Here is a 21,891-nt window from a genome sequence, read left to right on the forward strand (position 1 = left end):
ACCAAGGATATGAAGACATTAAAATCACTTTCAGTACTTGCCTTTTTGGCCCTTATTTTTTCGGCCTGTTCTACGCAGGTTATTTACGAAGACGATGTTGTCGTGGTGAACGATCCTATTCCGGACCCTGTTCCACTATCTGCGGTATTGAATTCGCACGAACTCTGGTATGTAGACATTAACCGTACCACAGGAAATGGAGAGATCCCATTCTTGCAAAAGGCCTTTACAGTTTCTTTTTTAAACGGAACACTTTGGGCGAACAACAACCTGGTTGGTATCGGGAGTCAAGGAAACGGATTCGGACTTGATGTGGGATACTACGATGTACTCGAATACGATTACATTTTAGAGGTGAACCACGACCTGGATGGATTCTATCCACTAGAAATTACACCATTGAGCCATAACGAGATCCGTGTTTATTACCGCCCTGCTAATATTAGCTATGTTTTGGTGGGGTATCAGCGAAACACTTTTGATTACGATCTGGTATTCTATGACAACATTCATTACTTCTTGCAGGAGTATGTGGCTTGGGAAAATACTATGACCAGTAGCTATGGGGACGCCAATCCGTTTGATAAGGAGAACTTTTTACAGTTCTTACCGGCAGGAGGTTTAGATAATTTTAGGAGTTCAAAAGACCCAGTTGGCACGAATATTGATTTTATATTTTGGGATTACGAAGGGGTATATAATGTAGCTGATGATGCGAGTGATCCCTACATAAAATATTTAACACTAGATTATGATTATTTGGGCAATGAATACTTTGAACTCCACGTTATCAATGACAGCACCATCGAACTTTACCACCCGCAATCGGGTACGTTATACCGATACAAAGGACGGGGGTACATACAATACAAGAGAGCCGAAGTTAAACGCCAAAGTAAAGCGGACATACAGGCTCAAATAAAAGAGTTAGTTAAGACTTAAACAGTTTTTTTGGTTGGTTATTTAGTTGGGAATCGCTCCCTAAAAAGTTAATAGAAGTGTTAATTTTTGGGAGCGGTTCTTTTTTTGTCAAGTTGCAAAAAGGAATGCTTTCAAGTTCACCCAGAAATCTTACTGCAGTGCTGATTAGATTTATAAAATCAGACAGCAACTACTTTTAATAGCTTAAGAAATAAACTAATTTTAATTGGGGAGGGGATGTAAGTCCCCTGAGTTAAAAATCAATTACCACCGATTCTTATTATCGTACAAAGGCCAATAACTGTATACTTTTCACTTTTTAATCTGTCGCTCATTGCACAAACTTATTAGCGAACCTCAAGACCTCTAGTGATAACCATTCAATGAAGTTCAACTCGTCCGTTGTCCCTTCGAGATCTAAATGGGAATGGCTGTTGAATTCATAAAACAAATGATCAACTCCTTTCATCAGGAACGGAAATAAACTAATTTGAATTGGGGAGGGGATGTAAGTCCCCGGTTGTGCATTCATAAAATACCGACCACAAAAGTGGTAGTGACAATTACTTATAAAAGTTCATCTCGTCAAGATAAACCCAAACATTGTCGGGTAAAAGCGGCCTGATGTTTTTCCCAGCTGCAATGGCCTTGCGAATAAAGGTGGCAGAGATCTCCATTATGGGCGCATTTACACGCTTAACCTTTGGATGATCTTTCCAAGCGGGATCTACTTCGCCTTCACTAATCCGTGGATAAACATACAACTCATGCCGTTTGGCAATAACATCGTGATTCTTCCACTTGGTAAAGCTCTTTAAGTTGTCTTCTCCCATGATAAGGGCGAATCTATGCTTCGGATATTTCTCTTCTAAATAGGCCAAAGTGTTGACGGTATAATTAGGCTGCGGTAGGCCAAACTCTATATTGCTGGCCTTTAGTTTAGGATAGTCTTCTACAGCTATACGAACCATAGCCAATCTATGATGATCTTCTAAAAGGGTTCGTTTCTTTTTGTGTGGATTATGCGGAGTGACCACCAACCAGATCTCGTCCAGATCTGAGTATTCTGCCATGTGATTCGCAATGGTCAAATGCCCAATATGAATCGGGTTAAAAGTACCAAAGAATAAACCGACCTTCTTACCCACTTCGTCCTATGAATTTACAAAGTCATCCACCAGGTCCTCTGCCTCTTCTAGAGCGTGTTCCAAGGTGTCGTTTAAAATGATATGATCAAACTGAGGCGCAGTTGCCAATTCTACCGAGGCTTTGGCAATACGCATATCTATTTTGGCCTTGTCTTCGGTCTTGCGTTTTTTAAGTCTGATCTTTAACTCATCTACGCTTGGCGGTTTTACAAAAACGGCCAAGGTCTGTTCTGGGAATTTCCGCTTTAAGCGCAGACCGCCGGCAACGTCAATGTCAAAGATCACGTGCTTGCCTTCTGCCCAAAGTCTTTCTACCTCTGATTTTAACGTACCGTAAAAATTATCGCGATACACCTCTTCCCATTCCAGAAAGTCACCGTCTTTTATGTGCTGCTTGAATTTTTTAAGGGACAAGAAGTAATAATCCTTGCCGTCCTTTTCCTCACCACGAGGTTCGCGACTAGTGGCCGAAATGGAAAAGGCGAGATTCAATTTTTCTTGGGCCAAAAGATGACGCACTATGGTCGTTTTACCACTTCCGCTAGGGGCAGAGAATACAATTAGCTTTCCTTGCTTGCCGTTCATTAGAGTACGTTAAGGCATTGTTCTTTGATCTTCTCCAGCTCGTCTTTCATGCGCACTACTATCTGTTGCATAGGAGCATAGTTGGATTTAGAACCAATAGTATTTATTTCGCGGCCCATTTCCTGAGAGATGAACCCTAGTTTTTTTCCGTTAGACTGTTTCCCATCCATGGTTTGAATAAAGTAGTCCAAATGGCTTTGCAAGCGAACCACCTCTTCGTTGATATCGTATTTTTCCAGATAATAGATCAGTTCCTGCTCAAAGCGATTTTGATCTACCTGCTCTTTCAGATCAGATACAGCCTTGGTCAAACGTTCACGAACACTGCCCATGCGTTCTGGGTCCATAGCTTTCACAGCTTCTAAATGCTCGCTGATATTTGCCACGCGCTGTTTGAAATCTTTTTCCAGATCGGCTCCTTCACTGCTACGGTAATTTTTAATTGCTGCCAAAGCCGTTTCTAAAGCTTCTAGGATAGATGCGTATTCCTTCGGATCGATATCCTCTCGTTCGGTTTTGAGTGCATCTGGTAAGCGCATAGCCATCTGCAGGTGATCCATAGCATCTCCAGGCACAACAGTATTCAATTGTCTAATGTATTCCTGTACTACAGCGCCGTTGATACTTGTAGATGTAGCCTCTCCGGTAAGCTCTACAAAGAGGCCCAGATCGATCTTCCCTCTAACCAGGGCTTTAGAGACCTTATTGCGGATCTCCAACTCCTTTTCCCTGTAATGCGAAGGAATTCGTGCATTCAGGTCTAGGTTCTTACTATTGAGCGATTTAAGCTCAATGGTTATCTTTTTATTTGGGAGATTAACTATGGCCTTCCCATAACCGGTCATGGAATGTATCATACTGCGCGGATTAATACTGGGCAAAGGTAAGAAATAGCGACCTACTTGGGGTTGCCGTCCTTATCAAATCGCGACTTGAGCTCGCGTTCAGTAAAAAACAAGATCAAAATCAATAAGGTCGAATGCCCCACCAAGGTGATCAGTATATTCAAATGTGGGTAGAACAAATAACACAGAAAAGGCAGTGCAAAGCTGTACATGGTGATCTTTATCATCATTAAACTGGAATATCGATTGGCAAAATCCCAGGCAGCTTGACTTTTCATGGAGTTTGGCGTGCGGTATCCATACAAGGAATTGATCGTTTTCGGCGGATATTTATAAAAGAGCCACGCCAGTAAGATCATCACGCCTAAATAGGCAATGGCAAGGAATAATTCTGTGGTATCAGTCATTTAAAAAATCACAAATCTTTTGTTCGCTATAATATAAGTTATTTGAGGTCACAAAACCTACATGTCCACCGTAATCAGGGGTCTCTAAATATAGATATTCTGATTTTTTAGCCAAGTTTACAGGAAAACTGTTGGTCTGCTTTAAGAAACTGTCGTTGGTTGCATTGAGCAAGAGACTTGGGGTCTCCAAGCTTGGTAAAAACTGCCCACAACTGTTTTGAGTGTAATAATCAAGGGCGTCCTTAAATCCATGAGCTGGCGCCGTATATAGATTATCGAAAGTGTAAAGTGAATCAATTTCACGAATCGTTTTAAAGGAGATCCTATCGGGAAACTGTTTTGCTTTCTGATAGAGTTTTTGCTTCAGGCTTCTTAAAAAGACGGTGCGATACAACCAGTTTTCTCTTCTGTCTAAGGCTAAGAGTGTGCCGTGCAGATCTAGCGGGGCTGAGACCGCCACAGCTTTATCGACCAATTCCCAACCAGCTTCTTGGCTACCCAAATATTTAAGTAAGAGGTTTCCACCTAAGGAGAAGCCCACCAAGGCTAGTTTCCCGATCTCGTAGTTTTGATGCAGATACGCTATCAGAAATTCTAAGTCTGCTGTACGTCCGGCATTGTAGGTATAGTATTTTCTGTTGGGAGTTCCACTGCAACCGCGATAGTTCAAGGCAATTACGTTCCATTGTTCTCTGGCCAAGGCTACAGCCGCCCCTTTCATATAAGATCTTAGCGAGTTTCCCTCTAAACCATGAAGTAATACGGCGTAATTAGGACTGCCAGGGCTTGAGATCAAATCAATATCTACAAAGTCACCATCGGGGAGTTCTAAACGTTGCCTTTTTTGATACGGATTGCCTACGCGCCTTAATTTGGCAGAGTAGATCGTCGCTAAGTGGCCGTTCTTTATCCAAGCAGCGGGTTGGTATTTAGGGGTTAATAGCGGCATGCTGCAAGTTACCAATGTCCAAGGGAAATTGGTGGTTTTATAGCTGCGGAGGTGTTAAATTTTTGTCAAACCTTTTTTTGAAACGATTGTTTCAATATATTTGTGATCGAATTTCAATCCATGCCAAGACCAGAAGTATTTGACAGAGCAGATGTGATCCAAAAGGTGCAAGCCGTCTTTTGGGACAAAGGCTATAATGGCACCTCTATGCAAGATCTGGTAGATGCGACAGGTTTGAATCGCAGTAGCATATACAATTCTTTTGGTAGTAAGCACGAACTCTTTATGTTGAGTTTGCAGCAGTATCAAGATCAGAATATGAAGAACATAGACAAGATGGTCGTAGATCTATTGTCGCCTATTAACGTGCTCAAGCAACTCTTTAAAGGAGCGGCCCAGGGTGCTTGTGATACGGAAAACAAAGGTTGCATGCTGGTCAACTGTGCCACAGAACTAGCCAATCAGGAAAGTTCCGTACAACATTGGTTGGCGGGCAGCAATGCTAAAATGCATGCCAAGTTCAAAGAACTCTTAGACGCGGCCAAGGATGCCGGTCAAGTCTCCAAGGAAAGTGACAGTGTGCTGTTAGCGCACTATTTATTAATGAGCTTACAAGGCCTGCGCGTTAATGGGATGACCAATCAAGATCCGCAGCTATTAAATCAGTTGGTAGGGCAAATATTCAAGAACATCAATTAAAATTTTTTTAATCAATAATGAAACGAACGTTTCAAAATAAATCAAAAGCATGAGTAATCTTAAAGACAAAGTAGCAGTAATCACAGGAGGTAATTCCGGAATAGGACTTGCCACCGTAAAGGAGTTTTTAAACCAAGGAGCCAAGGTTGTTTTCTCCGGACGCCGTCAGGAGGCCTTAGATCAGGCCAGTGCCGAACTTACAGGAGATTTTAAAGCCGTATTGGCAGATCAAGCCAACCCACAAGACAGCAAACGGCTCATAGAAGAAGCTGTAAACACTTATGGCAAGATAGATGTCTTGTTCGCTAATGCTGGAGTTGCTCAATTTTTGCCAGCAGACCAGATCGACGAGGACTTCTTTGACAATCAATTCAACATCAACATCAAAGGGCCAGCCTTTTTAACCAAAGAAGCTATCCCACATCTTAACGAAGGCGGTAGCGTGATCTTCAACACCTCTATTGTGAATCAAAAAGGATTCGCAGGAACAGGCGTTTATACGGCCACAAAAGGAGCCCTGCGCTCTTATGCCCGCGTATTGACCTCAGAATTGGCGCCAAAAGGAATCCGTGTGAACTCCGTTGCTCCGGGCCCAATTGGCACACCTATCTACAACAAAATGGAAGGAATGACCGACGAAGAAGTACAGCAAATGGGCGCTGGCTTTGCAGAAAGTGTGCCGCTTAAACGCTTTGGAGAAGCAGAAGAAGTAGCTCGTGTAGTTGCCTTTTTGGCAAGCCCAGAAGCCTCTTACGTAAACGGGATCGAAGTGGAAGTTGACGGCGGAATGAGTCAGATCTAAATATAACCGCAACCCAAAACAGAAGGCGCCTCTTAGGAGGCGCTTTTTTAATCTTATAAGCTATGCGTGCATAATATAAACAAGTATCTTTGACAAAAAATTTTGCCCATGTACCTAAAAGAATTTGAGATCCGTTGGAGCGATATAGATGCCAACAGACATTTGGCCAACAGTGCTTACGTAAACTTCATGTCACATACCCGAATGAGCTTTTTGATCGATCGCGGAATAGATATGAAAGCTATGGCCAAACATCAAATTGGCCCGGTAGTTTTTAACGAGAACATCTTTTACTTCAAAGAGGCTTTTCAAGGGATGAAGATCCGTGTGAGTTTTGAATTGGGAGGTGTGAGCAAGGATGGGACCTTTTTTAGATTCGTTCATAATTTTTACGATCACAAAGGGCGCAACATGGCGCATTGTGAAATGCAAGGAGCGTGGATAAACTTAATGACCCGCAAACTAACGCCACTACCAGAAGACTTGATGGAGCTGCTAGAGGAGTCTCCAAAGACCAAGGACTTCAAATGGCTCACCAAAGACGATATGCGAGCCGCAGGCAAACGTCCGGTAGACCTGGACGATTAAAAGATAAGCGCTCTACCTAAGAGGTATTTTTTATTTCTTAATTGGATTTTTTCGCTTCCTACTAGATAAATAGACCCCAGTAAAGATCATTACGGCGGCACCAATTCGCAAACTGTTTAAGGTGTCTGCTCCTGCCAATACAGCAAATGCCGTGGCGATAACAGGCTGCAGATATATAAAGGCACCTATGGTCGATGGGCTCAGCTCTTTAAGGGCAAACACATTCAGTAAATAGGTCATAAAGGTTGTTCCCACCACAACAAAGCTCAGCCCCCAGATCTGATTCCAGTCAAGCCCGGTCCAATCTACGGCAGCAAATTCGTTCCAACCTACAGGCAAATTCATAAATACCGCAAAGAGAAAGAACCACTTCATCAAGGTAATGGAGCTGTATTTGGCCACTAGAGGTTTTACCATGATCAGGTACACAGAATAACTCGCCGCGTTGACAATGAAAAGCAAATTGCCCAAGGGAATATTAGGAGCATTGGGTTGAGTTTTTGCCCCAAACAGGATCAGCATTAAGGCTCCGGCCAAACCAATTCCAATTCCGGCAGCTTTAATAAAAGTGATGCGCTCTTTTAAAAAGATCGCAGATAAGATCAGCAGTAAAACTGGAGACAAAGTAATGACAACCGAACTGTTTATAGGCGTGGACAAACTCAGTCCCTTAAAGAACATCAACATATTGATCACCATTCCAAAAGCAGCACAACCCACAAAACGCGGCCAGTCTTTTTTGTCTATTTTTTCGTTGGGGAAGAATAAGCTCACCAGCCAAAACAAGGCAGCGGCACCTGTCACACGTAATACGATAAAGCCGTATGCGCCAATAACATCGGGCATAAGGCCTTTGGCAATGGTGTGATTAATGCCGTAAATGGTACTGGCAGCCGTAGCGGCCAAAAGGGCGAGCCATCTTAAGTTGTTCATGATAGAGCTTCAGACGCGGCTGCGACAACTTTCTTACTGTTACCCACAAAGATCTGGTTGTCCAATACTAAAACCGGACGTTTTAAAAAGGTGTAATGATCTAAAATAAGCTCGCGGTAATCGGCCTCACTCAAGGTTTTTTCGTGTAATCCACGGCCGCGATAAAGTTGAGCGCGTTTGCTAAACAAGGCTTCGTAACTACCGGCCAACTGTTTCATCTGGTCCAATTGTTCGGGAGTGATTGCTTCTGTTTTTATGTCTTGCAATTTTACATCCGACGGGAGCTTCCACTCCGATAGAATACGTTGACAAGTATTGCAAGTGCCAAGGTGAAATACAGTGCGCATGATGGTATTTTTGGTTGATTCAGCTTCTTTACAAAAATACGGCAATCCACTCCAAATGAACTACCTTTAAGAAAAATTTGAAGATGGAATTCAGCATAGATACCACCTATAAAACCCGAACCATTCTGGACGGATTCTTAGCCGATCTCAGTTTAGAGCAGCTCAACACAGTGCCGCCCAACTTTAGAAATAACATTTTTTGGAACATCAAACACGTGGTGGTTACTCAACAACTCTTGGTTTATAATCTTTCCGGATTGCCCATGGCCCTTAGTGAACAGGAAGTGACCAATTACAGAAAAGGAAGTCAGGTTACAGCTAATGTTGGCCAAGCAGAAGTGGATCTACTGCGCAAGCAACTCTTTAGTTTGCTCGATAAAACCCGAGCCGATTACAACAAAGGACTCTTTAGTCGATACAAAGCGTACACGGTTTCTACGGGAACCACCTTGACCGACGTGGACGAGGCCATTGAGTTCAACAATTTTCACGAAGGCCTGCATTTGGGCTATGTGATGGCTATAAAGCGGGCACTGGGATATTGAGCCAAGGTCCTATTTGCTCCCAAGTAAAAGTGAGCGTTGCCGGGCCATCGGCATAGCTGCCTATGCTGTAGGTTGGGTAATAGAAGACCATACCGGTTTCGGTGAATCCGTAGGTGTCTGGTAAAAAGAAAGTGTCCTCATCGAACAAGAATTGACCACTACTGATGTTTGCGTCCAAGGCAATGCCATTTTGAGTGCGGAAACTGCGTTCTGCAAAAGTGGTAAACTCTGCTACATCATCAATGAGCTCATCTAAAGTATAGGCCACTCCAGTCTCCGGGTTTAAATTCAAATAGGCTTCGCTACCATAACCGTGGGCTCCGCCCGTGTAAGTGTAATAAACCGTGCTGAGACTTATAATATCTTCGTTTTGAAAGCTCACCCGATGCTCCAATTCCAATTCATAGGTCAAGGCGTCTTCTGGAAAGTCTCCGTAGTAATCTTGAAAGCTCTTTACAAAGGCATCTACAGCAGGCTGCACGCCAGCAATTAAACTGTCGCCAGGCATTACGGTACTGCTTATTATCTCTCCCAATTGTTTTTCTATCTGCGGATTGATGATAGCCGCTCTAGGGTCTGCAGGATCGGCCTCAACATAAAAAACCGAGATCTCCGGACATCGGCTTTGTTCACAAAGCGTCAGAGCTCCCGGGTTTACCTCTTTTTGAATAAAATTCAAGCTGCTGGGATCGCTACAAGCGGTTAGCATTAGCAAGGAAAGCAAAAGAAAATACAGGCGATTATTCACGGGCAAGTTTTATGTGCTTAAAGGTAGCCACTAATTTAATAATGAGTCCGAGATAACGTATTTTTATAAAGTAAAATTTAGGCGATGAAGTTCAATACCAAAACCATACACGGCGGGCAGCACGAGATAGATCCGGCTTACGGCTCGGTCATGCCTCCTATTTATCAGACCAGCACCTATTCGCAAACTACTCCAGGAGGTCATAAAGGGCATCAATACGCCCGTTCCAGTAATCCTACCCGATCTGCCTTAGAAGCTTCTTTGGCTGCCTTGGAGGATGGAAATCACGCTTTTGCTTTTGGCTCTGGCTTGGCTGCCATTGATGCAGTGCTCAAATTGCTCAAGGCAGGCGATGAGGTGATCGCTACCAATGATCTTTACGGAGGAACCTACCGACTCTTCACCCAGATCTTTGAGAAGTTTGGGGTAAAGTTTCATTTTGTGGGGATGCAGCATGCAGACAAGGTGGCCTCCTACATCAATGAGAATACAAAATTGATCTGGGTAGAAACTCCTACCAACCCCATGCTCAATATCATAGACATTAAAGGAATTGCCACACTGGCCAAGGCCAACAAGGTTCTCTTGGGCGTAGACAATACCTTTGCCACACCGTACTTGCAGCAACCATTAGCATTGGGCGCGGATATAGTGATGCATTCTGCTACCAAATACCTTGGAGGGCATTCGGATGTTATTATGGGTGCTTTGGTGGTTAAGGATCAAGAGTTGGCAGATAGGTTGTATTTCATAAGAAATTCCAGCGGTGCTGTTCCTGGGCCGCAAGATTGCTTTCTAGTATTGCGAGGGATTAAGACCTTGCATCTGCGTGTGCAGCGACACTGTGAGAACGGCCGTGCTGTGGCAGAGTTCTTAAGGAGTCATCCAAAGATAGATAAGGTGTACTGGCCAGGGTTTGAGGATCATCCCAACCACCAGGTTGCTAAAGCCCAGATGAAGGATTTTGGAGGTATGATGAGTTTCTCCACTGTAGACGATTCCTATCAAGGTGCCGTGAATGTGGTAGAAAAGCTTAAAATCTTTACTCTGGCAGAATCTTTAGGAGGTGTGGAATCGCTTGCGGGACATCCGGCAAGCATGACGCACGGTTCCATTCCGAAAGCGGAACGCGAAAAAACAGGAATAAAAGATTCCTTGATCCGCCTCAGTGTGGGGATCGAAGATGCAGAAGATCTAATTGCTGATTTAAAACAGGCCTTGGCTTAATCCAAGTAATAGATATATCCTACCTGAACCCAGTAGATCCAATCGTTGTACTTATCGGCTAGATAAGTCTCGTCGTTAGGGTTAAGGCCGTCTACCCAGTTAGAGAGGTAGTAGTGCCAACGCGATTCGATAAGAAGGTCACTTAAAGGACTCAATTTAAATCGCGTTCCTATTCCCCAAACAATAGACCAAGTGTTGTCTTGTTGGTCGTTTACCCCACCAATAAATGGATCGAAGGTGTTTTCTGGTGAAAGTCCTATGATCCCTGGCTGCCGCGAAGTCGTGCGTGGGTTAAAACTTACATAGCGGAATCCGACGCCCACATATGGCGCCCAGCGGTAAGCTCCCGCTACATAGTCTCTAATGCTCAAAGGGAAGTATTCCAATCCGGTTCCGATCTCAAATACTTGTCCGCGGCCTTCCATGTCTCGTAGGTCTTGTCCTTCGTCCGATGGGCTTTCTGCCTCTTCTCCGAAGTGATTCAACTTGGTGTAATGAAAGTCGATCTCAGAACGAACTTTGAAGTGATCGCTAAAGTAGGTATCGCGAGCATAACAGTTACAATCCGCTCTATATGCGAAGTTGATATAGTGAACAAGGGCAAAACCGATACCCATGTTTCCTTTGTTTGTTTCGAAATTATTACGGAGTCCGTAGTCCGATTGGAAGGCGACCGGACCAGACAGAAGTCCTACCTCGTGCGAAAACCCAAGTTGGCCACGTACGGCAGAACTGCCCGCTAAAAATAAGACGAAGACCAAGAATGCATATCTGGTTTTCATGGTATTACGGATTGATTTGAGACTGTAGCAAATATATAAAAATACCCTTAACAAGGAAATTAAGCTTTTTTTAAGTGCGAATTTTATGAAAAACAAAGCCTCATTTATAGAGATAGGCTATCTTTGCCCCGATTTACGCAAACGTTTTCGTAGATCGGGTTAGGTTCTCCGCTGGGGAACGACGAATCAACCTTAATAAAGCATATTTAGCGACGCTTTAGGAGTAGACCTCCGCAGCGTTAAATCAAACTAAAAATGAAACAAAGCATTAAAGACTTTATCGATGCGGTTGCTGCAGACAATCCGAACGAACCGGAATTCATGCAAGCCGTAACTGAGGTAGCAGAAACTGTGATCCCATTCATCGAGTCCAACGAAAAGTATCAGAACGCCAAGCTTTTAGAGCGTATGGTAGAGCCTGAGCGTACCATTATGTTCCGCGTGCCGTGGACAGACGACGCCGGCAACATTCAGGTAAACAAAGGGTATCGTATTGAATTCAACTCGGCCATTGGTCCATACAAAGGCGGATTGCGTTTTCACCCTTCTGTGAACTTGAGCATACTGAAATTCTTAGGATTCGAGCAAGTGTTTAAAAACAGCTTGACCACTTTGCCTATGGGCGGTGGTAAGGGAGGATCCAACTTCAACCCTAAAGGAAAGTCAGATGCAGAAGTAATGCGCTTCTGTCAGAGCTTTATGACCGAATTGGCACGCCACATCGGACCAGATAAGGACGTACCTGCTGGAGATATCGGTGTAGGTGGTCGTGAGATCGGCTATATGTTTGGGCAGTACAAGCGTCTGCGCAACGAGTTTACCGGAGTTTTGACCGGTAAAGGTTTGGCTTATGGTGGATCTCTGATCCGTCCGGAAGCTACCGGTTACGGAAACGTATACTTTGCACAAAACATGTTGGGAACCCGCGGAGAGAGCTTTAAAGGCAAGACCGTATTGATCTCTGGTTCTGGAAATGTAGCGCAATTTGCCTGTGAAAAAGCGACCGAATTGGGCGGAAACGTAGTGACTATGAGCGACTCTGGCGGATTCATTCACGACCCAGACGGGATAGATAAAGACAAATTGGCCTTTATCATGGACCTAAAGAACAACAAGCGCGGGCGTATCAAAGAATACGTGAATCAATATCCATCGGCTACTTTCCACGAAGGAGAGCGCCCTTGGAGCATTGCGGGCGATATTGCCTTACCATGTGCTACTCAGAACGAACTTAACGGCGAAGAAGCCAAGATGCTAGTGGAAAATGGCGTATTCTGTGTTGGAGAAGGGGCGAACATGCCTTGTACTCCAGAAGCGATCGAAGTATTCCACGATAAGAAGATCCTTTTCTCTCCAGGAAAGGCCTCTAACGCTGGTGGTGTAGCTACGTCGGGTCTGGAGATGTCTCAGAACTCTTTGCGTATCAGTTGGAGCGCAGAAGAGGTAGATGAGCGCTTGCACAAGATCATGAACGACATCCACGATGCCTGTGTGAAGTACGGTAAAGACGGTGACGGTTACGTAGATTACGTAAAAGGCGCCAATATTGCCGGCTTTGTAAAGGTAGCAGATGCGATGCTTGCACAAGGAGTGGTATAAATAGCACTTTTAAGAGATATTAAAGCCGTCGAAGCAGCAGTTTCGGCGGCTTTTTTTGTAGATGACAATAAGAAGAGAACTGCCTTGGGGCTGTCCCTGATTAAGCGAAAATTAGAGTTATAGAAATTATTTTTTGGCAATTAGAGATAACGCCAAGACAGTTCTAGCAATAAAAACTATTTTAGCGTGTTATTTAGAAGAAAAGCTTCCTGCATGCGATCTGCACTATTCTTTGTTTTCTTGCTGATGGGTCTCTGGTCGACTGCTCAAAATTTTGAGGACAGTTGGGTCGGGTACTTTTCCTATAACGCGACCATGGATATTGCCGAAGGTCCTGATGAGCTGGTAGTGGCGGCAGAGAATGCCTATTATGAGTTCGACCTCACTACTCGCGAGTTTGAAACCACTTCTTCTATTCAGGGGCTATCTGGCGAGGCTATTTCTGCCATTTATTACAGCCAGGCCAATGACTTGACCATAATCGGTTATGAGAACGGCCTTATCGAGGTGGTCTTAGACGATGGAGAGGTTATTTCTGTGGTGGATATTCTGGACAAGCCTACCATCCCTCCGGATGAAAAAAAGATCAACCATTTTTATGAATTCGAAGACATACTGTACATCAGTACAGACTTTGGTCTTTCAGAATACGATCTCAGTGCGCTAGAGTTTGGAGACACCTTTTTTATAGGAACCGGTGGCACCAGACTTAGGATCATCCAGGCTACCGTAGTAGATGGTTTTATCTATGCTTTGTCGCCTTTAGAAGGCTTAAAAAGGGCAGATCAATCCAGTCCAGACCTAATAGACTTCAACCTCTGGGAAACTGTCATTACTGCCCAACGCGGGGTGGTAAACTTTGCCGGAACGCTCTACTTGTCTCGATTCGCAGGGCAGATCTCCCGACAGAATGAAGGTGGCGGATTCACCCTTTTAGAGACTTTGGACGAGGGTATCGTAGATTTTCATGCCACAGAGGAGTACCTTATTGCTACTACACTTACACAAGTACACGTTTACAATACCGATTTTGAAAAAGTTGCCTTTGTAACCAGTTTACCGGGTTTTGACTACCGCCTTAATGTTGCAACGGCCAAAAACAACAACATTTACATGGGAACCCGAGAGTTCGGACTTTTAGAAGTTCCTTTTGGCAGCAATACACCCACACAGATCTTACCAGACGGACCTTTGCGCAATCGTGTATTTGCGATAGATGCGGCGCCCAATCAACTCTATGCCACCTTTGGCGATGTTACGGTTTCTTTTAACCCTTTCCCTTTGAGTCGCTTTGGAATGAGCCGTTTGTTTAACGAAACTTGGCGTAACTACAGCTATGACGAGATCTTTCAGGCCAATGATATAGTCAACGTGACCATAAACCCGGCCGATACTTCTCAGGTTTATTTCAGCTCGTTCAATTCGGGTCTTATGGAACTTAGAGAAGGCGTGCCTACTATTCTGTTAGACGATAGCAACAGTCCGTTAGAGACCATATCCACAGAAATTACAGACATCCGAATATACGGAGCCGACTTTGATCGGGAAGGGAATTTGTGGTTCGTGCAATCTTTGGTAGACGATGGTTTAAAACGATTAACACCTGGCGGAGGAATCGCTTCTACGGATGTGACCTCAGTGATCCCAGATGGAGATCTGGCCCTTACCGAACTCAAAGTGAGTCGTGAAGGTTTTGTTTACTTCGGAACTGCGCAGAATGGGGTCATAGCGCATAATCCGCAATCCGGAGAATTCAGAAAGATAGCAGAAGGTATTGGCAGTGGAAACCTGCCTTTTAACGATGTCCGCGCTTTAGAATTCGACAACAATAACCGCCTTTGGATAGGAACTACCCAAGGCTTGCGTGTCTTTTTCAATGTTGGAGGTGTTTTTGAAGAGGGCAGTAATATAGATACCAACCAGATCATCATCTTAGAGAACGGCGTGCCGCAAGAATTGCTTTTTGAACAGCCCATTACCGATATAGAGGTAGACGGCTCCAACAACAAATGGGTGGCCACAGCAACCTCTGGGGTCTTTTATTTTTCGGCCAACGGCCAGGAGACCTTACAACGTTTTACCAAAGACAATTCGCCGCTGCCGTCTAACAATGTGCAAGACATTGCCATTGACGGCCTGAGTGGGCGGGTCTATTTTGCAACCACCAACGGATTGGTCGCCTTTAATGGACGCGCTACAGATCCACGAGACGATTTACAAGGACTTTACGCTTTTCCTAACCCGGTACGCCCAGAATACAACGGTCCGGTAACCATAGATGGCCTTACAGAAGGTGCCAACGTAAAGATCACCGATCTGCTTGGCAATTTAGTCTTTGAAGAGACCTCAGAAGGAGGTAGTGTGCAATGGGACACCACGGCCTTTGGTAAGTATCGGGTAAAATCCGGAGTATACTTCATTATGGCCACAACAGAAGATGCCTTGGAGACCAAGATCTCTAAAATCATGATTGTTCGCTAATGCATGTCACTACGCCTGCACTGGTCATTTCATCCTTAAAATACGGCGAGGCCGACCTGATTGTTAAATGCTACACCCGGCAAGCTGGCTTAAAGTCTTATTTGTTGCGCGGTATTTTAAAAAGCAAGAAGGGCAAGCTTAAAAAAGCACTCTTTTTGCCGCTGAGTTTGATAGAAATTGAGGCCAATCACAAGGACAATCGCAACTTGGAATACATTAAAGAGGCGCGGCTGCTGGTGCCTTATCAGGAATTGCATACAGATATAGTGAAACAGTCATTGGTGATGTTCTTGGCAGAGATGCTGCAGCACTCTATACAAGAAGAAGAGCCCAACAGCCCGCTGTTCGACTATTTGGCGGAATCCTTTGTTTGGTTAGATGAGGCCCGCAGTTTTGCAAATTTTCATATTGTTTTTTTGTTGCAGTTGAGTCGTTATTTAGGCTTTTATCCGGACGATCAACAGATAGAACTACCTTGTTTTCATTTACTTGAAGGCAGATTCACCGAAGCGGTCATTGACCCGATGTGCAATTGCGAGGAGGTAGTTGGACATTTCAAGCAGTTTTTCGGTATAGATTTTGATGCATCTACAAGCGTCAAAGTGCCAAAATCAGGCCGATTGGCGGTGCTTAATTTGCTTTTGAGGTATTATCAGCTACATTTGCAAAATTATAAAGCACCCCAGTCTTTGACGGTGTTGAATCAACTGTTTTAGTTTCATGCGAAATACCCTGTTTGCGCTCTTATTTTTGGGGGGATTAACGCTGTGCAACGCCCAGACAATACAGGTGGTAAGCGATGCTGACCAACAACCTATTTCTGGGGTCGCCATCTATACCTTCAGCAAAGATTTTGCGACCATCACAGACTTGGACGGCAAGGCCAATCTGGATGCGTTTCCGCAGAACGAGCCCATCATTTTTCAGCATATTTCGCACAAGACACGTCAGCTTAGAAAGTCGCGTATCATACAGGAGAACAACCGCGTAGTACTTACCCAAGACTCCGACCAGTTGGAGGAAGTGGTTCTCTCGGTGACCAAATTCGTTCAAGACAAAAAAGATATAGCTCAAAAGGTGCTTACCGTCTCGCAGCGAGACGTGAGTAAGTTCAATCCGCAGACAGCCGCAGACCTTTTAGAGAACAGTGGCCAAGTATATGTGCAAAAAAGTCAACTGGGTGGCGGAAGCCCCATGATCCGTGGTTTTTCTACCAATAGGGTTTTAATTGCTGTGGATGGGATCCGTTTTAACAATGCCATTTTCCGCGCCGGAAACGTGCAAAACGTGATCTCTATAGATCCGTTTACGGTAGAGCGCACCGAGGTTATCTTAGGCCCGGGTTCTGTGGTCTATGGCTCGGACGCCGTGGGAGGCGTGATGAACTTCTTTACCCAAAGACCAGGTTTCTCTTTTGTAGATGGGATGTCGCTCTCTGGAAACGCCTTTACGCGTTATTCCTCGGCCAATAACGAAAAGACCGGCCATATCGATTTCAATATCGGCATGAAAGAATGGGCTTTTCTCACTTCGGTAACCTTTAGCGATTTTGACGATCTACGCATGGGCTCTCGAGGCCCAGAAGATTATTTGCGCCCTGATTTTGTGGAGCGTATTAGCGGTGAAGATGTGATCCGCAGCAATGACGACCCTGAACTGCAAGTAGGCACTGCTTATAGCCAATTCAATTTGATGCAAAAGGTGCGCTACAACCCGAGCGCACGCTGGGATTTCGACTTGGGCTTGTTCTATACCTCTACCGGTGATGTGCCGCGCTATGACAGACTCATCCGCAAAAGAGCAGGACAATTGCGCTCTGCTGAGTGGTTTTATGGCCCCCAAGAATGGTTTGCCACCAAATTGCAAGTGCAGCACAAGGCAGAAAACGGCATTTTTGACGAGGCGAAATGGATCGGGAGCTTTCAGCAGTTCAAGGAAAGTCGTAACGATCGCGACTTTGGGTCGGATATTCTCTTTGAGAACGCTGAACGCGTGGCTGCGATTAACACCAACTTGAACTTTAACAAGCAAATAGGATCGGCCAGTTTGTTCTACGGAGCCGAATACGTATTCAATAAAGTGTTCTCCAGCGGATCCCAACGCAATATAGTTGATGGCTCTACAGTTGCCGATGCTTCGCGTTATCCGGACGGATCGACCTGGCAGTCTATTGCCGCTTATTCTTCTTTACAGTGGAAGTTGAACCCGCAGCTTAATTTTCAAGGCGGATTGCGATACAGCCATGTGCTTTTGGACGCCACCTTTGACGATACCTTCTTTGATTTTCCTTTTGACAAGGCCGAGATAAATACCGGAGCCTTTACCGGTTCTGCTGGTTTGGCTTGGAACCCCAACCCAACTATTGGCTGGAAGCTCAATTTCTCCACAGCTTTTAGAGCGCCTAATATAGACGATGTAGGCAAGATCTTTGACTCTGAACCAGGTTCTGTGGTAGTGCCCAACCCAGACTTGAAACCCGAATACGCCTACAGCGGAGAATTGGGAGTTACCTTGAACTTTGAAAATGTGGTTCAATTAGACGCCACGACCTTTTACACCCACCTGGACGATGCTTTGGTACGCCGAGACTTTAGTTTAGACGGACAGACGGTTATTGATTATCAAGGTGAGCCAAGCAATGTGCAGGCCATTCAAAATGCGGGAGAGGCACGGGTTTATGGTTTTGAAGCTGGGTTGAACATTAACTTCACAGACTACCTCCGCCTCAGATCACAATACAGCATTACCGACGGTTATACCGAAGAAGACGAAGGCTCTCAGGCGCCGATACGCCATGCGGCTCCGCCCTTTGGAAATACCCGTTTGACCTATCGCGGCAAGAAACTTACTCTAGACGCCTTTGTGGAATACAACGGCCAGTTCGACTTTACAGATCTGGCACCAAGTCAGCAGAACAATGCATTTCTATACGCTTTGGATGAAAACGGCAACCCTTTTGCTCCAGATTGGATGACCTTGAACTTGGGTGCCCAATATCAGCTCAGTGAGTCCTTATTATTCACCGCCAACTTAGAGAACCTTACCGACGAGCGTTACCGCCCGTATTCTTCTGGAATTGCTGCTCCCGGGAGGAATTTGGTTATGGCGGTTAAGTATTCTTTTTAGGTTTTCTTTTTTTTTGGCTTATTCTTTTGTCTTAAAATCCTGTGTTTTTCAAGGACAGGTCCTTGTACCTTTTCTTCACACTTTTTTCCATCGATGAAACTAATGAAGGAGCAATGTCCAGTGGACATTGTGAGTGAAGTACCGCAAAAAAGTCTTTTGACTTAACCTATTTTCCTCTCAGATACTTTTTTCATCGATAAAAAAGTATCCAAAAAATCTAGCGACACAAACTCCCTTTTGCAAAACTACGCCACCCGCCCCCATAGATGCATTGGAGGCTCCTGGTCTTAACAGCCCAGATCGGCACAATGCATCTTCTTGCCAGCTGCTGCTGGCTTGTTTTGCTAAAAGCTCGTTTGAGAGTCGCGTTATTAGGTAATTAATTTGTTATCGATGCGGTGGGACGGTTTGAATTGTGAAAAACGTGGCTCTTTGAGTAAGCATCGTTTTACCCGAGCAGGCGGCGGGGTTTATGGCCTGTTTTGTTATCGAGGTGGGACCAACTTAAATGCTGTCTAATTATTACTTATATTCAAGTCATCGATTAATACCTCTGCATTTGCAATTCTTTTACAAAGGCTCAAAGAAGCATAATAACACCATAGATTTCTTTAGTGGATGTGCAGTGTTTATTGGTTTTGCGGCCTTCATTTTTTTTCTCACCCTTTTAGATGATCTGGAAGATCTGGCCGATCACGCCTTTGAGATCATTATGTTTGTCATTATAGCCGTGGTGACCATTGCAGCCGTCTTCACTAAAAAGGCCAAGCTACATAGCAGCAGATTGGAGATCAAGGATAATTCTTTAAGGGTAAAGAAGGATTTAATGGTTCTTATGTCCAAGGTGCAATTAGACGTGTATAAGCAAAACGCTACTTTTATACGCTATCACCTTTACGATATGGAGGGTAAGATCGCCATCTTTTCGGCCTTTGAGGATGATCTATTGCGATACTTTGAAGCAAATTATTCTGAGCGTACTCAGGTGTTCCAAGTGCAAAAGACTAGTGGTCGTGAATCTGTCTCTTACGTTTATGCTGGCCCAAGGCTGCTGTCATACAATTTATCTACCGGCAAATACGCCATTTCTGATAATGAGCAATTGACCCTAAGCAAGGTTCCGGAGTTTTATAGTTACGACGGCAAATACAAGGCTGGCCAAAAATTTCAGTAACATAATAGGACTCCGTTCGTCTGAATTAAACATCCGAGGCAACCTTAAAGGCAAAAATCACGTCTTATAGCTGGATGCAAATAGAACCATCATGAAACAGATCTTCTCTTTTTTACTTGCAGCAGCGGCAATGCTCTGCGCAGCAATTGTAAATGCACAAAGTTATCAGGCCAAAGTAGTGGACGCCAAAACGGGTGAGCCCGTACCGTTTGCTACAGTGCAGACCGGTAAGCACAGCGGTACCATTACCAACGACGAGGGTGTTTTTACACTTTCTGAGGCGCAAGTGGCCAAGCTGCAAGACAGTATTTATATAAGCTCTATGGGTTATGAGAAGATGGGCTTGTGGGTAGATGCCAGCGCTCCGCAGGAAATTCAACTGCCGCAAAAGACCAATGAACTGCGCCAGGTATTGATCTCTGCAGAAAGCTTAGATGCCGAGCAGATCTTGGAACGCGTAAAGGCCAATATGGCCGAGAATTATAAAACGCCACTCAGCAAATACAAGTTCTTTTTTAGACAAAGTGATTACACCAATATGGAAGAGCTGCGCTTTACGGTGAAGGAGAGCTCTATTCCGGAGCTCAACCAAGAACTGATGGACCAAATAACGCGAGCTGCCTCACAGAATGAGTGGTATTACCGCGAGACTCTTGGAGATTTTTACGGCAATTACAACGGCTTTAAAGTCTCGGTTGACAAGGCTGCGGAGCTATATGACAAGAACAAGGATGTGTCGCTGGATGGATTGTCTGATAAGCTAGAACGTATCTTCCAAGAGAACGTAAAGCGCGATTCGTATTTAAAGATCAAATCGGGGATCTTTGGTACCAAGGTACAATTGGATTCGGCCAAGAATGCCGAAAGTACCGAACCTGAGCCCATCGTTTCTGTGGAGACCGAAAACACCCAAAAACCCGATCACACCGCGCAGGTTACTGCTCGTTTGGATGAACTTTACACCCAACTGTTTTTCAATGAAGACACCGAGTTGGACTTTTTAGAGAAGTCTAACCGCTACCGTTGGGAGTTAGACAGCTATACTTTTATCAATGGAGAACCGGTCTGGATCTTGCATTTTACACCGCGTGGTAAAAAGGATTTTGAGGGCACGCTCTATGTGAATGTAGACGACTACGCCATTATGCGATTGGACTTTGCCAATGTGCGTCCCACCAACCGTTTTGGACTTTTAGGCATAAAATGGCGCCGCAATGTGCTGCGTGGTAAGATGCTCTTTACTGCGGACGAAAGCGGACATTACCGCCCACAATACTTGGAACTGGAAGATGGCGAATACACCTCTGTGGACCGCCCCCTTAAGGTGATAGAAAAGAACAAGAACGTAAAAGGCCGCCGCAAGCAAAATGAGCTTTCTATGGATATGCTAGTGGCTGTAAACAGCTTGACGAAGTATGAGTTTGTTGTTTTTGATGCGGAGTCTATAGATGAAGGTACTTACGCTAACGCTAAGCCGAGTTCTGGGGTTAAACCAGAGTATATGAGTGCTTATGATTCGGAGTTTTGGAGTGGTTATGATATACTTGAGCCGAATCAAGCTATTCAGAGTTTTAAGGTTCTTGAAGAATAGTCTTTAATCTTCACAATTCGTCTTTTAACCTTATTATTTTTTTCTTTATGATACTTTTCCCATCGCGGAAAATTATTGAAATGAAGTTTTGCCTTAGCAAAACCAAACGTCCTGTGGACGTTTGATGGAGATACCCGCGAAGCGGCAGTCCTTAATCTTCAAAAATCATCTTCTTTCCTTTATTTGTTACTTTTTTCATTGCCAAATTACTGAAGGAGCAATGTCCAGTGGATATTGTGAGTGAAGTACCGCAAAAAAGTCTTTTGACTAAACTCCTTTTTATTTTCAGATACTTTTTCCATTGATGAAAAAGTATCCAAAAAATCTAGTCCCACCGGAATCGATTTTTTACTACAGTTATTTACCTCATTGTTAATTAGGCAGGAAACCACAA

At 44.4% G+C, this 21,891-nt stretch carries 21 protein-coding genes; 12 read left to right on the forward strand and 9 right to left on the reverse strand.

The features are described from left to right. The first annotated feature begins 9 nt into the window (after nucleotides 1–9). The gene (locus tag BTO09_RS06350; protein WP_087523968.1) at nucleotides 10–942 is read left to right on the forward strand and encodes a nicotinic acid mononucleotide adenyltransferase; all 933 of its coding nucleotides are present in this window, start codon (nucleotides 10–12) and stop codon (nucleotides 940–942) included. Nucleotides 943–1,484: 542 nt separating this feature from the next. Here BTO09_RS06350 and nadD read toward each other — a convergent pair. From nadD to BTO09_RS06380, 5 genes are read right to left on the reverse strand one after another with little or no spacing between them, the layout of a single operon-like run. Then, on the reverse strand, nucleotides 1,485–2,069 hold the full coding sequence (nadD, locus tag BTO09_RS06360; protein WP_087523970.1) for a nicotinate (nicotinamide) nucleotide adenylyltransferase: 585 nt from the start codon (nucleotides 2,067–2,069) through the stop codon (nucleotides 1,485–1,487). Nucleotides 2,070–2,075: 6 nt separating this feature from the next. Beyond that, entirely contained in the window at nucleotides 2,076–2,654 is a 579-nt protein-coding gene (gmk, locus tag BTO09_RS06365; RefSeq protein ID WP_087523971.1) for a guanylate kinase, read from the reverse strand. Further along, entirely contained in the window at nucleotides 2,654–3,511 is an 858-nt protein-coding gene (locus BTO09_RS06370; protein ID WP_087523972.1) for a YicC/YloC family endoribonuclease, read from the reverse strand. Before BTO09_RS06370 ends, gmk begins: the two co-directional genes overlap by 1 nt. Before the next feature lie 41 nt (nucleotides 3,512–3,552). Further along, a complete protein-coding gene (locus tag BTO09_RS06375) occupies nucleotides 3,553–3,906 on the reverse strand; it encodes an SdpI family protein (protein ID WP_087523973.1) in 354 nt (117 codons plus the stop codon). Then, entirely contained in the window at nucleotides 3,899–4,855 is a 957-nt protein-coding gene (locus BTO09_RS06380) for a YheT family hydrolase (RefSeq protein ID WP_087523974.1), read from the reverse strand. The genes BTO09_RS06375 and BTO09_RS06380 overlap by 8 nt, the downstream gene beginning before the upstream one ends. 120 nt (nucleotides 4,856–4,975) lie before the next feature. On the opposite strand from BTO09_RS06380, the gene BTO09_RS06385 reads away from it, so the two are divergent. The 3 genes from BTO09_RS06385 (at nucleotide 4,976) to BTO09_RS06395 (ending at nucleotide 6,944) form a co-directional block, all read left to right on the forward strand. Further along, nucleotides 4,976–5,554 (forward strand): TetR/AcrR family transcriptional regulator, encoded by a 579-nt coding sequence (locus BTO09_RS06385; RefSeq protein ID WP_087523975.1) that lies wholly within the window; start codon nucleotides 4,976–4,978, stop codon nucleotides 5,552–5,554. Between the two features lie 49 nt (nucleotides 5,555–5,603). Further along, a complete protein-coding gene (locus BTO09_RS06390) occupies nucleotides 5,604–6,356 on the forward strand; it encodes an SDR family oxidoreductase (RefSeq protein ID WP_087523976.1) in 753 nt (250 codons plus the stop codon). A gap of 108 nt (nucleotides 6,357–6,464) precedes the next feature. Then, entirely contained in the window at nucleotides 6,465–6,944 is a 480-nt protein-coding gene (locus BTO09_RS06395) for a thioesterase family protein (RefSeq protein ID WP_087523977.1), read from the forward strand. 30 nt (nucleotides 6,945–6,974) lie between these two features. Here the strand turns inward: BTO09_RS06395 and BTO09_RS06400 are convergent, their stop codons facing one another. Continuing rightward, nucleotides 6,975–7,877: a DMT family transporter gene (locus BTO09_RS06400; protein WP_087523978.1), complete on the reverse strand. Its 903-nt coding sequence runs from the start codon at nucleotides 7,875–7,877 to the stop codon at nucleotides 6,975–6,977. Next, nucleotides 7,874–8,224, reverse strand: a complete 351-nt coding sequence (locus BTO09_RS06405) for an arsenate reductase family protein (RefSeq protein ID WP_087525508.1) — start codon at nucleotides 8,222–8,224, stop codon at nucleotides 7,874–7,876. Before BTO09_RS06405 ends, BTO09_RS06400 begins: the two co-directional genes overlap by 4 nt. Before the next feature lie 83 nt (nucleotides 8,225–8,307). On the opposite strand from BTO09_RS06405, the gene BTO09_RS06410 reads away from it, so the two are divergent. Continuing rightward, nucleotides 8,308–8,769 (forward strand): DinB family protein, encoded by a 462-nt coding sequence (locus BTO09_RS06410; protein ID WP_087523979.1) that lies wholly within the window; start codon nucleotides 8,308–8,310, stop codon nucleotides 8,767–8,769. Here BTO09_RS06410 and BTO09_RS06415 read toward each other — a convergent pair. Then, nucleotides 8,744–9,517 carry a DUF3298 and DUF4163 domain-containing protein gene (locus BTO09_RS06415; RefSeq protein WP_157663444.1) on the reverse strand — a complete coding sequence of 258 codons (774 nt, stop codon included), beginning with the start codon at nucleotides 9,515–9,517 and terminating at the stop codon, nucleotides 8,744–8,746. The genes BTO09_RS06410 and BTO09_RS06415 overlap by 26 nt on opposite strands. A gap of 84 nt (nucleotides 9,518–9,601) precedes the next feature. Here BTO09_RS06415 and BTO09_RS06420 point away from each other — a divergent pair, with 84 nt between their 5' ends. Continuing rightward, on the forward strand, nucleotides 9,602–10,744 hold the full coding sequence (locus BTO09_RS06420; RefSeq protein ID WP_087523981.1) for a cystathionine gamma-synthase: 1,143 nt from the start codon (nucleotides 9,602–9,604) through the stop codon (nucleotides 10,742–10,744). Here BTO09_RS06420 and BTO09_RS06425 read toward each other — a convergent pair. Then, on the reverse strand, nucleotides 10,741–11,526 hold the full coding sequence (locus BTO09_RS06425; protein ID WP_087523982.1) for a glutamate dehydrogenase: 786 nt from the start codon (nucleotides 11,524–11,526) through the stop codon (nucleotides 10,741–10,743). The two genes, BTO09_RS06420 and BTO09_RS06425, sit on opposite strands and share 4 nt — an antisense overlap. Before the next feature lie 255 nt (nucleotides 11,527–11,781). Here BTO09_RS06425 and gdhA point away from each other — a divergent pair, with 255 nt between their 5' ends. The 6 genes from gdhA to BTO09_RS06455 all read left to right on the forward strand — a co-directional run bounded on the left by gdhA (nucleotide 11,782) and on the right by BTO09_RS06455 (nucleotide 21,497). Further along, nucleotides 11,782–13,125, forward strand: a complete 1,344-nt coding sequence (gdhA, locus tag BTO09_RS06430; RefSeq protein ID WP_087523983.1) for an NADP-specific glutamate dehydrogenase — start codon at nucleotides 11,782–11,784, stop codon at nucleotides 13,123–13,125. Nucleotides 13,126–13,338: 213 nt separating this feature from the next. Beyond that, on the forward strand, nucleotides 13,339–15,606 hold the full coding sequence (locus BTO09_RS06435; protein ID WP_087523984.1) for a two-component regulator propeller domain-containing protein: 2,268 nt from the start codon (nucleotides 13,339–13,341) through the stop codon (nucleotides 15,604–15,606). Then, nucleotides 15,606–16,322, forward strand: coding sequence for a DNA repair protein RecO (gene recO, locus BTO09_RS06440; protein WP_087523985.1), 717 nt, complete (start codon nucleotides 15,606–15,608; stop codon nucleotides 16,320–16,322). The genes BTO09_RS06435 and recO overlap by 1 nt, the downstream gene beginning before the upstream one ends. Nucleotides 16,323–16,326: 4 nt before the next feature. Then, the gene (locus tag BTO09_RS06445) at nucleotides 16,327–18,732 is read left to right on the forward strand and encodes a TonB-dependent receptor (RefSeq protein ID WP_087523986.1); all 2,406 of its coding nucleotides are present in this window, start codon (nucleotides 16,327–16,329) and stop codon (nucleotides 18,730–18,732) included. 559 nt (nucleotides 18,733–19,291) lie between these two features. Beyond that, a complete protein-coding gene (locus BTO09_RS06450; RefSeq protein ID WP_157663445.1) occupies nucleotides 19,292–19,906 on the forward strand; it encodes a hypothetical protein in 615 nt (204 codons plus the stop codon). 91 nt (nucleotides 19,907–19,997) lie between these two features. After that, entirely contained in the window at nucleotides 19,998–21,497 is a 1,500-nt protein-coding gene (locus tag BTO09_RS06455; protein WP_087523988.1) for a carboxypeptidase-like regulatory domain-containing protein, read from the forward strand. Nucleotides 21,498–21,891: the final 394 nt, after the last annotated feature.

Source organism: Gilvibacter sp. SZ-19 (assembly GCF_002163875.1).
Lineage (GTDB): Bacteria > Bacteroidota > Bacteroidia > Flavobacteriales > Flavobacteriaceae > Gilvibacter.